Genomic DNA, 13,204 nt, shown 5'->3' on the forward strand with positions numbered 1-13,204 from the left:
GAGGATAAGATGAGCAAACAGTACGGATTCTATATAGACACAAAACACTGTACAGGCTGCAAAGCGTGCTTTGTCGCATGTAAGGACAGGCAAAACCTGAACTCCGGCGAAAAATTCAGAAAAGTATACGAATTTTCAGGCGGCACATGGAGCGACACGGACGATAACGCTTTCAGCAAAAACGTGTTCGCCTTCTACGTCTCCATGTCGTGCAACCAGTGCGACAACCCCGCTTGCCTCAACGTCTGCCCGGCAGGCGCTTATACAAAGAGAGAGGCGGACGGCATCGTCGTTTACGACGCTTCAAAATGTATATCATGCTTCGGCTGCCAGAATGTATGCCCATACACAGCCCCCGTTTACGACTATCAGGCGCAGCACATGAAAAAATGTATCATGTGCTCTGATGAAAAGAACTCAAACGGTATCCCCGACCCCGCATGTGTGAAGGCTTGCCCCTCAAGGGCGCTGGACTTCGGCGAAATCGAGGAACTGAAAGCGAAATACGGTGCCGCGAACACCGTTGCCTCCTTCCCGGCGACAACAAACCCCAACGCAGTCTTTAAGCTCCATAAAGACGCGTCTTCCGGTTCCGTTGTCATGAACAAGGAAGAAGTATTCTGATAAGTTTTCAGGCAGGGGTCTTTTGCACCCCTGCCCCCTATTCACCTAAAGGATTAAACTATGAACACAACAGAGAACAGAGTGTTTGCAGACAGCGAAAAATACCTTGAAGCAATGGCAGCATTCAGCTTTTTCAACAAAGTGCTGCTGGATGCACCCGAAAGGGAATATATAGAAGCAGTCAAAGAGAGTGCTGCTCTTTTTGACGAATGGTGCTTTCAGAAAAGCACTGAATCACTCGCCGGGCTGGCGATGCTGAAAAATTATCTTAAAAATTATAAAGATGAAGATTTCGGAGAGCTTACGGACAATTTCAATAAACTTTTTATAGGTCCCGGACACCTCTTCGCTCCGCCATGGGAATCCGTCTACAAAGAGCAGGACCACACCATATTCGGCGAGGCGACCCTTCAGGTCCGTGCCAGATACAGAAAATTCGGACTGGAAATAAACAACCTGAACAAGGAACCGGACGACCACATAGCTTTCGAATGTGCGTACCTTAACTACCTTTGCGCCGCCGCAGCGGCATCGGAGGATACAGCGGAAAAAGAAGAGATAATCTCTTTTCTCACAGCACACCCCGCAACTTGGGTGGATGAGTTTACAGATAAGATGACAGAAAATTCAGCAACGGATTTTTATAGAGGAATAGCAAGTATGCTGAGAGGCGCCGTTAAAGAGGCGCTTTCCGGTTTATCCTGTAGGTGAAGGATAAGGGGCGGCGAAAAAAAACGCCGCCCTTAAAAAAAACAGAAAAACTCTTACCTTCGCTTTACCAAGCAAATGCTAAAAACAAAATGTTCCATACGTGCGAGCCAGCATCAATATTGTCAGCGGCGCCGCCAAGGGGCACGCCTTTAGGGGGGAAACGGTGCCGCTGACATCTTCTATCTGTTTTTCAGAATATCCCTTATCTCGGTGAGTATCTCCTCTTCCCTGCTGGGGGCGGGAGGTGCAGCAGCAACCTCTTCCTCTTTCTTTTTCATGCTGTTCATAGCCTTTACAAGCATAAACACAGCAAAAGCCATTATAACGAAATCCAGCACAGCCTGAATAAACATACCGTAATTAAGCGTTACAGCAGCTTGTTCGCCAACCGCCTCTTTAAGAGTTACTGACAACTGAGAAAAGCTGACATTCCCCAGCAGAAGCCCGATGGGCGGCATGAGTACGTCCGCTACAAAGCTGGACACTATCTTTCCGAACGCGCCGCCGATGATTATACCGACCGCCATATCCACTACGTTGCCGCGCATGGCAAATTTTTTAAATTCCTGCATGATGGACATAGTTCAACTCCTATATGATATATTATCTTATTGTATCATATAGAAAAGTATCTGATCAAACACCAAAACTGATGATGATTGTGCCTAATCACACCCGCAGGAAGGGCTGAGGCTTCCGTCACAGCATAACGCACGACCGCCGGAACATCCGCATACTCCGCCGTGATGCGAGCAGCATCCGCGCCTGAAATCCTCATCTTTGATATTCTGGGATAAGATTGTCTTTGTCTGATAATTAAACGCGTAGAGCGGTTTTTCACACACCGCCTTGCGCTCCTGTGCATAAGCTGAAAAAGCAAGCAGGATCATCAGTAGAAATATGATTGTACGCATAAAAACTCCGTAAGTAATATTTGAGAATATCACGCAAAGGATTTTTAATATACATATCGAAAATTAATTTTTATCTAACTCTATTGGATGAAATCAAATTGAATAAAACAGGAAAGTCTGCTATAAAACCCCGCATGGCAGTTGAGAAACTATTCTGGAAAGACCCCTACCTTACACACTGCACAGCAAAAGTGATGTCTGTTGAGAACGATATGATAACGCTCAGCCATACCGTTGCGTATGCTTTCGAGGGCGGGCAGCAGTCCGACATCGGCACTATAGGCGGATTTGAGATATTACAGGCAAGGCGGGACGGTTTTGAGATTTTTTACACTATTCCCGAAAACCACACCCTTTGTCTCGGCGACAGCGTAGAAATATGTATAGACTGGGAAAAGCGGTACCGCGTTATGAAGCTGCATTTTGCGGCGGAGCTTGTGCTTGAGCTGGTTTATCAGAACTACGGACACCCGGAAAAGATAGGCGCAAATATAACGTATGATAAGGCGCGGGTGGATTTTGCGTGGGAAGGAAATATCTCTTCAACCTTCAACTTTCTCGATGCAAAACTCGCGGAGATGATCGCCTCCGACTATAAAATAATCTGCGATTTCGACGATGTTGAAAACGAACACCGTTTCTGGCAAATAGAAGGATTCGCACAGGTTCCCTGTGGGGGCACACACATCAAAAGCACAAAGGAGATAGGCGGGCTGACACTTAAACGCGTCAACCCCGGCAAAGGCAAAGAGCGGATCGAAATATATCTCGCGGATTAATTACCTTTGGGCGCCGTCTCTTTCTCTTTGGGCGCGCTGTTCATCATTTTTTTCATGTTATCCATAAGACCGACCACGACCTGTTTATAATCTTTGAACATTTCGACAAGTGTGTCGTAACTCTCGCCAAGCTGTTTGGACTGTCTCTGTGAACGCTCAAGGTTTTCCTTTACCTCGCTCAGCTCTTTTTCCAGCTTCGCTATGCGCTCGGAATCACTTTTCTGCTGAAGCTGAAGGGCGTCAATTCTCGCCTCATCTGCGGGCGCAACAGCGGCTGTCTGTCCGGCACAGCCCATGACAAAAGCAGAAATTATCATTACTGCAATATATTTTTTCATATATTTATCTCCGTATATAGTTTAAGGTAATCTATCACTGCAAAAAATGTATATCAAGCGCAAGTTTGAATATGTTTAGTGGTTGACATCAGCATATCTTTCTGATAGTCTTATCCGCTCATAAGAATAAATAGAGGTGAATGACGTGGCTCATACAATTTCTGCACTGAAAAGAATCCGTCAGAGCGAAAAAAGAAATCTTAGAAACAAGTCATACAAGTCTAAAATGAAAACTATGGTTAAAAAGTTTGCCGCTGCCGCACAAACAGGCGACGCACAAACTGCTGAAGCAGCTTTCAAATCTGCTACAGCCACTATAGCTTCTATCGGATCTAAAGGCGTTATCCACAAAAATCAGGTGGCTCGCCGTCAGTCCAGACTTGCTAAGAAGCTCAACGCTCTTAAAACTGCTTAATTGACTGTATTAAATCAGTTTGCAAAGCCGGAGATATCTTATAACTCCGGCTTTTTTGCGTTGTATCCATGAAAATTGCCGCTGTTAAAACAGGCGCCGTCGGCGACCTGATTCAGATTACACCAGCGCTTGCAGCTCTTAGAAAGAAATACCTTCAAAGCGAAATAACCCTTGTATGCGGCGCGGAATACGCCCATGTACTTAAAAACCATCCTGCGGTCACAGATATCCTTACATTCAACTCCAGAAAACTTTACAGCCGGCTCATGCCGTTTGAAGCGCTGAATGTGCTGAGATTGCTGCGGAATTTCGACAGCGTCTATATATTCCATACTGACGCTAAATGGCATCTTATCGGCAGACTGACAGGTGCGAAATGTTCTGTCAAGGCTACGGGAACGCCGCGCTGTCTATGGCATCTGAAAACCGTGAACGCGGGTCTTAATTTCGGATATTCATATCATCCGGAACCGCTGACCGTTAAACTTCCGGCAAAGCCGTATATAGCGCTTGCAGCGGGCGGCGGCAGAAATTTCCGCAGATATACCCCACAGAAGATATGGGACAAACAGGCGGAACTCGCTTTAAAGATTGTTCAGGAAACGGATTACTGCGTGGCGCTTCTTGGAACGGAGGAGGACAGATTCAGAACAGACCACCCGAAAATATTCGATTACACGGGCAGAACAACCCTTTCGGACTGCTTTCACATAATAGCAGGCGCAGTGCGCTACATCGGCTGCGACAGCGGACTGACACACCTTGCAGCCTGCACGGACACACCTGTTACCTCCATATTCGGCGCAACAAACCCGAAAGAATGTGCACCGCCAAATATCAGTAACATAATCATGTCAAAACGCCCTTGCGCACCATGCGAAAAAGACGGCACCCACGCCTGTCCCGAAAACATGTGTATGCAGGCAATCGACGTTGACGAGGTTTTCAGTTCTATTTAACCTCAATATGGTCTTTGTGGTACACAACGTTAGTGCGTATCCAGTATACGTTACCTCCGCTATACCCACAGCCACCGTTAGCTGCCGAATCAGTAAGATTCTGATAAGATTCCTGAGCACGGGGTCCGGGGCATATGAGAACCACGATTTTATCCTTAGGTATCATTGATATGGCTTTTTCACAGCCTCCATCCTCATAAAACATATCCGGATCAAGATACCCTATGGTATCTGTGTGCTGCTTGTTATAGAAATCCATGGGTCTGGCATCGAAAAACGCAACGTTATCAACATGTCCGTTTTTCAGAATGTCCATCACCCAATTTTTTGATACAGAACCCTCTTTTTCACCCTTTTCCACTTTTTGTACTGTGTCCGCATAAACTGCGAATGACAAAAGAAACAGAAGTGAGATTAATAACTTTTTCATAGCACTGCTCGTTATAAGTATTTTGATTATAGTATAATTGGTCCAAGCGGTTGAAATTGCAATTGCAGTTTTTTAATCAAGCGGAGTTCGCATAGGCATTAAACTCTTCGTGTGCTTATAATCATCCAGATTTTTTTCGTCACCGAATATTATATAGAGCCGCTCTGGAAACATATTCCTGTAAAAACTTATGCTCTCATAAATTGTTTCAGCGCTACCGGATTTACGTCCGGAAGTAAGCTGGATGTCTCTGTTGTAACGCGGGTCGATGAAGCCGGCATCAGAAAAATTTCTGCCGAAAACTTCAAATCCGTTCTTTTTCATTTTCAGAAACCCGTGCCTCTGCACAGAAACTTTTATGCTTATATCCATGTGGAAATCATCCGCCAGCTTCCATTCTTTCAGAGGCCAGAGTTCATATGTCACATATTTAAAATGATCAGCGTACTTTCCTTTTCCGCCCCATTTTTCTTCATATGAATACGGCTGGATATAATCCACCCTGACAGTGTTAACGCCGCTCTCAATCTGTGCCTCAAAGTCGATTTTATAAAGTTTCCATGGCTCAGTTTTCTCTGAAAAGAACATATTTGCATTTCGAATGTAATTATCTTTGATCGTACACAGTACAAAGCCTTTCCAGCCTGAGACATTTTTTAATGTCGGTGTTTCACGGCATAATTGAGGGTCTGGCAGTTTTGACTCGTCGAAATTTGCACCGAAAAACTCGGCAGAAAATTCCTTAAATTCAAAAACAGTCTGAGGTGAGACAATAGCCTTATTTGAGTTTATTACTGCGGTGATGTTCTGGACAGCAGGTCCTATGAATGTCATAACAAGATGCTGGGGCTTTTCAGAGCGAATTTTATATTCTGCACTGACATAGCAATATGTATTCATGCACATAAAATCGAGCTTTTCCGACATCACTGTGAGGTCAGAACCGGCAGGCAGCAGAGCTGACGAAGGCGCTTGCTCATACCGTACAGGCAGGCGCATATTTGCTTCTGAACAGACAAATGTCATCATAAAAAAGAAAACAGTTAATAGTCTAATAAACATAGTACCGCCGGAACATTTTAGATTAATAATAACACCGGGGGATGAGGGTATCAAATGAAATGGGTGGTCAGGTTGGAAATCAACATGTAGATTTCTAATTAAGTTGGTAACTGGAACTTACAGTTCCGACCAATTAATTATACTGAAATTTTTCTAATAAGTTGGAAACTAAACTAGCCGCTTTTTATCTTTTAAGTTCTTTATAAAAGTTTTCATGGCTACCAATTGAGAGAAGGACAATATTAGAATCATCAAACTGATATGTGACTAAAAATAACTGCTTAGTAATCTTGCATTTATAGACAAATATTGATGCCAAATCACCTTTCTTTTGTTCACCGACATAAGGGTCTGCATAAATAGCCTTTATAGCCTCATCAAGTTCTGACAGCTGGTTCTTATACAGCTTCTTCTTGTTCCTCAAGAAAGTAGGTGTTTGAAGCAATTTACGCATTACGCTCCTTCTCCAAACGTATACTCCTCAAGTTCACCTTGCTTTGCCTGTTCGAGTGCAACAAGCAGATCCTTTATCATGCTGAAATTCAAATCGGGATTTTCTTCTGCAATTTTTCCGATTTTTGCCCAGTACTCTATCTGACCACCGACAGAACGGTTCTCCACCTTCGATAAAATCTTAGCAGAATCAACTATTTCATCAGAAATTCTTATTGCGTGTGCCATTGCTCACCTCTAAATACATAATATTGCATATCGCAATGAAATGCAACGCTATTATCATTGCATAATCTTCTGAAAGGTTTTGGCGTTTTTTCATTGATATCTCATTAATAAATCTGAGCCGATTACAATAACACCCTAAGCACAGAACAATAGTACCCAATATAAAACAAATTATTTTGCTTATTATTGCCAATAATAGAGCTTATTACGCATTTTATTTCATATTGACACACACAACAGCACCATTTATATTACCTTCATGAACTACTATAACCTAACCGACAAAGCCATTGTAAATGAAATTGGAGAACGGCTCAAAACGGCTCGAATCAACAGAAATATGTCTCAGGACACACTTGCCGAAAAGTCTGGCATATCGTTGCGCACACTCCAAAATATAGAATCCGGCAACACATCATCCAAGATAAGTAATATTATAGCCATAATGAGAACACTTGAGATGCTTGACCAGCTAGACAACTTTATCCCAACGCAGCTTGTAAGCCCCATAGCACTGGCCGAGATGAAAGGCAAACAGAGACAGAGAGCATCAAAACAGAAAAAAACAAAAAAACAGGATGAATCGGAATGGTAAACGTTGCCACAGTTCATTTATGGAACAAAAGAATAGGTGCCGTGTCATGGGATGCAGACAGACAGGTTGCACTGTTTCAATATTATCCTGACTTTGCGAACAATAACATTCTCGAGCCATCCCCTATTACAATGCCCGCAAAAGGAGCACAGAACACAATATACCAATTTCCGGCATTACCCAAAGACACATTTCAAGGGCTGCCTGGGATGCTTGCAGACTCTTTGCCTGACAAGTTCGGAAACACAATTCTTGATGAATGGCTAAGCAGAACCGGCAGAACAAAAGCCGACATGAACCCAGTAGAAAAACTCTGCTATATAGGCAACAGAGGCATGGGTGCTCTGGAGTATTCCCCTGCACTGCACAAACGCACCACCTCTGCAAAAATAGATATCGAGGAGATGACAGCTCTTGTCGCCGATATCCTCTCCAGACGGGAGCAGCTTAAAACTTCCGCTGATTCAGCAGAGATGATGAAAGATATTCTTACAGTGGGAACTTCCGCAGGTGGCGCAAGAGCCAAAGCTGTAATAGCCATCAACGACAGAACCGGAGAAATCATATCAGGACAGGTTGCTATTCCCGAAGGTTTTACCCATACACTGCTTAAATTTGATGGTGTTGACCAATCTATCAACCCGCAAGGATTCGGTCGTATAGAATATGCGTATTATAAAATGGCTCAGGACTGCGGTATCACTATGTCAGAGTGCCGTCTGCTTGAGATAGGTAATCATGCACATTTCATGACAAAGCGATTCGACAGACAAGGCAACAAAAAACTGCACATGCAGTCGTTATGCGGAATTGCCCACTTCGACTTCAATAACCCCGCCATCTACTCATATGAGGATGCTTTTCAGGTAATGAGAAGTCTGCGTCTGCCATATGGCGATGCGGAGCAGATGTTCAGGAGAATGGTCTTTAATGTACTGACATTCAACAGAGACGACCACACGAAAAACATAGCCTTCCTGATGAACGAACAGGGGAAGTGGTCTTTAGCTCCGGCATTCGACATGACATTCAGCTATAAGCCCGACAGCATATGGGTCAGCAGGCATCAAATGTCTGTAAACGGCAAACGAGACAACATCACAGAAGCCGACATACTCGCAATCGCAAATACGATGAATATCAAAAAGCCTAAGGTTATTTTTGAACAAATACAAAGCGTAGCCATGAACTGGCTGGATTATGCAAAAGACTCAGGAGTCTCAGAGCCTGCAGCACATGGAATCTTCAAAATTATTAAATCCAAGGATTAAAGAACAACCGCAATTGTAGCATTCTAATTAAGTTGGATACTGGCTACTACTCATACAAAACACAAATCAAGCTAATTATGCAAACCGCATAACGCATATTGCATAATTTAAATTTTGTCGTCTTTCATTTTTAATTTAAAGATATAAAATTGTGCAGGCAACTACAAGTGGTAAACTTTGAAGATTAGTGGCAAACTTAATTAGAAATCTCCAACACCTCTAAAATAAGGACGGGGGTGCATCATCACACCCCCAGGACAGTATTTCGTGAACTAGTCACGCTTTCGACGCCGTGTTTAAAGGACTTGGCGAGGTCAAACGACAGTGAATCTCCAGAGGAGCTGTCTGATACGCTCGCAAAACCGCCTGTCATAGCCGTTTAAAGACATACTGTTCAGTCGGTTCAGTCTGTATCTGATGTAATCTTTGAAGCAGCATTTGTTCTCTGCAAGGAACCTCTGCTTCTGGTCGGCAAACATTCCCGAAGCCGCCATCATAGGGAGCGTAACTATCTGGAAATAAATATAATCCATCTCCCTGTTCGAAACCGAGTCATCACTTGCCAGATCAACCAGCATATCCATAGCTTTTTCGGGAAGCGCTTCAGGGAAATCATATACCCTGTCTAACAGTCTCTCTTCGGGCGATGCGACCTGAATGTCGAAACCTATTTCAGCCTCGAAACCGCCTATCCCTGTTGATGCAAGTTGAGCCATTTTCATGCCCCCGATTTTTGTTACGCATACTACATATCAAATGGCGTGCCAAAAAAACTGATTAAAAAACGTGCAAAAAATGGAGAAAATTACCTACTTCCGTCATAATAAGGAAAAAACTGCCGGAAAATTTTTCTTTTGACATTTGTGAACCGTTGGGGTTATAAACTTTAACACACACAGAACGGGAAACGGAAGACGGTGAAAATCCGTCGCGGACGCGCCGCTGTAACCGGCATTTTTCCTGTTTTGCCCACTGATTTTTCGGGAAGGGCAAAACGATACAGGAGCCGGAAGCCAGAAGACGACCCGGAACTGTAAGGAGCCGGACTGTCTCGCGTTACAGACAGAAGCGCAGAAAACTTCATGCTGTTTTCTTTCGCTCTTCATATGCGGCACAATTTGTCCTGCTCTTTTTCAAAATATTTTGAAAGGAGCGTTTCAAATGCAAACACACATCCTTGGTTTCCCCTCTATAGGTTCCCGCAGGGAACTTAAATTCGCCCTTGAAAATTTCTGGGCAGGCAAAGCGACACTATCAGACCTTGAAAAAACCGCAGAGAATCTGAAACTGGAATCATTCCGCACCCAGAGCGACGCAGGGCTTTCCTATGTCACAGCAGGTGATTTCTCCCTGTACGACAGGATGCTGGACACAATGTTCATGCTTGGACTTGTGCCCCGCAGATACACATTCGGAGATATGACAAAAGCAGAAATGTATTTCGCCATGGCGCGCGGCGACGCACTGCGCAATCTAGCGGCTCTGCCTATGAAAAAATGGTTCAACACAAATTATCATTATATAGTTCCCGAACCTGACATCACTTTCCGTCAGGAGCCTGACTTTTCAAAACTCACTTCAGATGTATCTCTCGCTGTTGAACACGGATACGCACCCAAAGCGGTTCTCATAGGTCCCGCAACATTCCTTGCACTGTCAAACCCGGTTTGGATAAAGAACCGCTGGGAGCTTATGGATGAACTTGCCGAAATATACTGCGCCGCCATCAAACAGCTACCCGCGGAGTGCAAATTCATACAGATCGACGAGCCGATACTCTGCACGGAGCTTGAAAAGGAAGCGTGGCTGTCGTTCATTCCAACCCACAGAAAGATAAAGGATGCAGCATCGGACAGAAAGCTGATGCTGACAACATACTTCGGCGACCCCCTCTTAAACATGACGCCGATATATGAATCCGGGTATGATGTTATCCATCTGGATATAACGTGCATCAGGCATGATATGAAGGATATCATCAGCGAGCTGCCCGCTCATATGTCGGTGTCCGCCGGAGTTGTCAACGGTCGTAATATCTGGAAAACAGACACAGGCAGGGCAAAGGGTTTGCTGGATATGCTGGAAAGAAGGCTGGGCGGAGAAAGGGTTATGTGTGCATCATCCTGTTCACTTCTGCACTGCCCTGTTGATATAAGAAACGAGAACAGACTCGAAGGCACGCTGAAAAACAGCATGGCTTTCGCCGTGCAGAAATGCCGCGAAACCGCAGCTCTGCCGTCACATATGGCGGGCGCATCCGGCACTGCCGTGCAATACACAGCCGCAAAGACTGAGATAGCAACGGACAGAAGCCCTTATTCCGTCCGCCGTAAAATTCAGGAGGAAACCCTATGTCTGCCGCCCCTGCCCACAACAACCATAGGCTCTTTCCCGCAAACGCAGCATATCAGAAGTCTGCGCAGCCGCTTCAAAAGCGGCGAAATTTCTGGTGAAACATATGAAAGCGGAATAAAAAAAGAGATATACGACAACATTCAGCGCCAGATAAAGCTGGGACTGGACGTTCTTGTCCACGGCGAACCGGAACGAAATGACATGGCAGAATATTTCGGTGAAAATCTGGAAGGTTTCTGTTTCCTTGAAAACGGCTGGGTACAGAGTTACGGAAGCAGATGCGTGAAGCCTCCCGTGATACACGGCGATGTCAGACGTGTCAAACCAATAACGCTGAAATGGATAAAATACGCTGCATCCCTCACTGAGAAACCTGTGAAGGCTATATTGACAGGACCCGTAACCATAGCGAAATGGAGCTTCATGCGTGAAGACATCCCGCAGGAGGCTGTCTGGGAGCAGATAGCGCTGGCGCTGCGCGGAGAGGCGCTTGAGCTTGAGCAGGCGGGCATACCGATAATACAGATAGATGAACCCGCTTTTGTGGAGGCGATGCCTCTGGGCATAGAGATGCACGAACACTATTTCAATGATGCAGTGCGGTGTTTCAGACTGGTGACATCGGTGCTGAAAGACAGTACGCAGGTGCACACCCACATGTGTTACAGCGAGTTTGACAGGATAATGCCGCACATAAAAAGGCTGGATGCGGACGTTATAAGCATCGAGGCGGGCAGAAGCGAAATGGGTGTTCTTGAAAGTTTCAGGCGCAGCGGCTATAAAAGCGGCATAGGCGCCGGACTGTACGACATCCACAGCAGCCGCATTCCCACTGCAACAGAGCTTTCCGGCAAAATAGACAGAATATTGAAATATATTCCGGCGGAACAGGTCTGGATCAATCCTGACTGCGGACTGAAAACAAGGGGCTGGGGAGAAACGCTGTCCGCACTACAGAACATGGTGACAGCAGCAGTGCTCATGCGGGGACGGTTAAAGAAAAAGAATGAAAAAGCAATAGGATAGTTAAAGCCGCTGGGAACAGCGGCTTTTTTTATAATCTGCCTGTTATGCCGCCGCCCATATCGGCAACGTGGAAGCCGCGCTGTTCGAGCTGCGCCATATATATCATATTTATGAACAGAAATCCGCTCCTGTTCACCATATCCATAAAGAAGCCGTTCACGCGTCTGTGTTCGAAACAGTCAAACATATCCAGTTGACTGTGGCTGCATCCGCATATCCTGTTAAGCGCCTGAACAAGACCGGATTTATATTTAGCATTGGGTTTAATATACGTTTCGAAAGCATCAGCAAGATGCTCAAAGCAGGCTTTCTGGGTTTCGTTCAGTTCGCCGCTGCTGTTTCTAAGCACACGGATAGATTCCGCAAGCAGGAGGCATTTCTGCTTGATCCTTCTGTTTTCAAGGAGTACCCCGCAAACAAACCACGCGCCGAAAATAAACAGCGTGGCACCGATACCCGCAATGGTATAGCCGAAACTGAACTGCATCAGAATTTTTCCCTGCCGCTGAATGAAAGCGATTTTTTCATAACCTCTTCCATCCCCTTAACGACCTTTTTCAGTCTGCCCACCTGTTCGTCAGCCTGAACACCGTGGCGTTCGCAGCTTCTTATGACAAGATGCAGTTCCCTTATGCGTTCCTGAAAATCCGTAAAGTTTTCTGTGCCTTCTTTCGCCGCCATGTGACCGCTCCGTTTTTCTGATAGATATTAATTCGGAAACAGGCGGCAATTCTTTATAAGACTATTTCAGCTTATTCATCACAGAATCAACTTTTGTGTTAAGTCCCAGCGGTTTATTTTTTCTGTAATCAATTTTCACGGAAACGGATATTCTGTCGCACTCAGCCTGCGCTTCCACAGCTTTGTTAACAACGGCAAGAACCTCGTCCAGCTTCTCTCCTTCAATAATGGTTCCCATGGGAGTCAGCTGCCAGTTAAGCCCGCTGTCTTTGATAACCTGAACAGACTTCGCAACGTATTTTGAAACGCTTTCGCCCCCGCCAAGGGGTGTGATTGAAACGAACGCCATAGCACTCATTGTGT

Annotated in this window: 19 protein-coding genes and 1 riboswitch; of the genes, 8 read left to right on the forward strand and 11 right to left on the reverse strand. The window is 45.1% G+C overall.

Annotated elements, in window-relative coordinates; all coding sequences use genetic code 11:
• The first annotated feature begins 9 nt into the window (after positions 1-9).
• On the forward strand, positions 10-624 hold the full coding sequence (locus Q7P67_RS10155) for a 4Fe-4S dicluster domain-containing protein (RefSeq protein ID WP_303851852.1): 615 nt from the start codon (positions 10-12) through the stop codon (positions 622-624).
• Between the two features lie 60 nt (positions 625-684).
• Entirely contained in the window at positions 685-1,335 is a 651-nt protein-coding gene (locus Q7P67_RS10160) for a molecular chaperone (RefSeq protein ID WP_303851853.1), read from the forward strand.
• A 179-nt stretch (positions 1,336-1,514) separates the two neighbouring features.
• On the opposite strand, the gene mscL is transcribed toward Q7P67_RS10160, so the two are convergent.
• On the reverse strand, positions 1,515-1,916 hold the full coding sequence (gene mscL, locus Q7P67_RS10165; RefSeq protein WP_303851854.1) for a large-conductance mechanosensitive channel protein MscL: 402 nt from the start codon (positions 1,914-1,916) through the stop codon (positions 1,515-1,517).
• 84 nt (positions 1,917-2,000) lie between these two features.
• Positions 2,001-2,249 (reverse strand): hypothetical protein, encoded by a 249-nt coding sequence (locus Q7P67_RS10170; RefSeq protein WP_303851855.1) that lies wholly within the window; start codon positions 2,247-2,249, stop codon positions 2,001-2,003.
• 134 nt (positions 2,250-2,383) lie between these two features.
• Between Q7P67_RS10170 and Q7P67_RS10175 the strand changes: the two genes are divergently transcribed.
• Positions 2,384-3,028: an alanyl-tRNA editing protein gene (locus Q7P67_RS10175; RefSeq protein WP_369696025.1), complete on the forward strand. Its 645-nt coding sequence runs from the start codon at positions 2,384-2,386 to the stop codon at positions 3,026-3,028.
• On the opposite strand, the gene Q7P67_RS10180 is transcribed toward Q7P67_RS10175, so the two are convergent.
• Positions 3,025-3,366 carry a hypothetical protein gene (locus tag Q7P67_RS10180; protein ID WP_303851857.1) on the reverse strand — a complete coding sequence of 114 codons (342 nt, stop codon included), beginning with the start codon at positions 3,364-3,366 and terminating at the stop codon, positions 3,025-3,027. The two genes, Q7P67_RS10175 and Q7P67_RS10180, sit on opposite strands and share 4 nt — an antisense overlap.
• A 145-nt stretch (positions 3,367-3,511) precedes the next feature.
• Between Q7P67_RS10180 and rpsT the strand changes: the two genes are divergently transcribed.
• Entirely contained in the window at positions 3,512-3,781 is a 270-nt protein-coding gene (gene rpsT, locus Q7P67_RS10185; protein WP_303851858.1) for a 30S ribosomal protein S20, read from the forward strand.
• A 68-nt stretch (positions 3,782-3,849) separates the two neighbouring features.
• Positions 3,850-4,740 carry a glycosyltransferase family 9 protein gene (locus tag Q7P67_RS10190; RefSeq protein WP_303851859.1) on the forward strand — a complete coding sequence of 297 codons (891 nt, stop codon included), beginning with the start codon at positions 3,850-3,852 and terminating at the stop codon, positions 4,738-4,740.
• Here Q7P67_RS10190 and Q7P67_RS10195 read toward each other — a convergent pair.
• The 4 genes from Q7P67_RS10195 to Q7P67_RS10210 form a co-directional block, all read right to left on the reverse strand.
• Positions 4,733-5,170, reverse strand: a complete 438-nt coding sequence (locus Q7P67_RS10195; protein ID WP_303851860.1) for a hypothetical protein — start codon at positions 5,168-5,170, stop codon at positions 4,733-4,735. The two genes, Q7P67_RS10190 and Q7P67_RS10195, sit on opposite strands and share 8 nt — an antisense overlap.
• Before the next feature lie 72 nt (positions 5,171-5,242).
• Positions 5,243-6,199 (reverse strand): hypothetical protein, encoded by a 957-nt coding sequence (locus Q7P67_RS10200; protein ID WP_303851861.1) that lies wholly within the window; start codon positions 6,197-6,199, stop codon positions 5,243-5,245.
• A 217-nt stretch (positions 6,200-6,416) separates the two neighbouring features.
• Positions 6,417-6,686 carry a type II toxin-antitoxin system RelE/ParE family toxin gene (locus tag Q7P67_RS10205; protein WP_303851862.1) on the reverse strand — a complete coding sequence of 90 codons (270 nt, stop codon included), beginning with the start codon at positions 6,684-6,686 and terminating at the stop codon, positions 6,417-6,419.
• The gene (locus tag Q7P67_RS10210) at positions 6,686-6,913 is read right to left on the reverse strand and encodes a ParD-like family protein (RefSeq protein WP_303851863.1); all 228 of its coding nucleotides are present in this window, start codon (positions 6,911-6,913) and stop codon (positions 6,686-6,688) included. Before Q7P67_RS10210 ends, Q7P67_RS10205 begins: the two co-directional genes overlap by 1 nt.
• 259 nt (positions 6,914-7,172) lie before the next feature.
• Between Q7P67_RS10210 and Q7P67_RS10215 the strand changes: the two genes are divergently transcribed.
• On the forward strand, positions 7,173-7,508 hold the full coding sequence (locus Q7P67_RS10215; RefSeq protein WP_303851864.1) for a helix-turn-helix domain-containing protein: 336 nt from the start codon (positions 7,173-7,175) through the stop codon (positions 7,506-7,508).
• On the forward strand, positions 7,502-8,779 hold the full coding sequence (locus tag Q7P67_RS10220) for a type II toxin-antitoxin system HipA family toxin (protein WP_303851865.1): 1,278 nt from the start codon (positions 7,502-7,504) through the stop codon (positions 8,777-8,779). Before Q7P67_RS10215 ends, Q7P67_RS10220 begins: the two co-directional genes overlap by 7 nt.
• Positions 8,780-9,093: 314 nt before the next feature.
• On the opposite strand, the gene Q7P67_RS10225 is transcribed toward Q7P67_RS10220, so the two are convergent.
• Positions 9,094-9,495, reverse strand: a complete 402-nt coding sequence (locus Q7P67_RS10225) for a hypothetical protein (protein ID WP_303851866.1) — start codon at positions 9,493-9,495, stop codon at positions 9,094-9,096.
• Positions 9,496-9,634: 139 nt separating this feature from the next.
• A riboswitch (cobalamin riboswitch) is annotated at positions 9,635-9,824 on the forward strand.
• A gap of 116 nt (positions 9,825-9,940) precedes the next feature.
• On the opposite strand from Q7P67_RS10225, the gene metE reads away from it, so the two are divergent.
• Positions 9,941-12,160: a 5-methyltetrahydropteroyltriglutamate--homocysteine S-methyltransferase gene (metE, locus tag Q7P67_RS10230; protein ID WP_303851867.1), complete on the forward strand. Its 2,220-nt coding sequence runs from the start codon at positions 9,941-9,943 to the stop codon at positions 12,158-12,160.
• 28 nt (positions 12,161-12,188) lie between these two features.
• Here metE and Q7P67_RS10235 read toward each other — a convergent pair whose 3' ends face one another.
• The 3 genes from Q7P67_RS10235 to Q7P67_RS10245 form a co-directional block, all read right to left on the reverse strand.
• Positions 12,189-12,647 carry a hypothetical protein gene (locus Q7P67_RS10235; RefSeq protein ID WP_303851868.1) on the reverse strand — a complete coding sequence of 153 codons (459 nt, stop codon included), beginning with the start codon at positions 12,645-12,647 and terminating at the stop codon, positions 12,189-12,191.
• Positions 12,647-12,841 (reverse strand): hypothetical protein, encoded by a 195-nt coding sequence (locus tag Q7P67_RS10240; protein ID WP_303851869.1) that lies wholly within the window; start codon positions 12,839-12,841, stop codon positions 12,647-12,649. The genes Q7P67_RS10235 and Q7P67_RS10240 overlap by 1 nt, the downstream gene beginning before the upstream one ends.
• 61 nt (positions 12,842-12,902) lie before the next feature.
• The gene (locus Q7P67_RS10245) at positions 12,903-13,199 is read right to left on the reverse strand and encodes an MTH1187 family thiamine-binding protein (protein ID WP_303851870.1); all 297 of its coding nucleotides are present in this window, start codon (positions 13,197-13,199) and stop codon (positions 12,903-12,905) included.
• Between the last annotated feature and the right edge of the window lie 5 nt (positions 13,200-13,204).

The organism is Seleniivibrio woodruffii, assembly GCF_029267515.1.
In the GTDB taxonomy this organism is placed as follows: Bacteria; Chrysiogenota; Deferribacteres; order Deferribacterales; family Geovibrionaceae; genus Seleniivibrio; species Seleniivibrio woodruffii_A.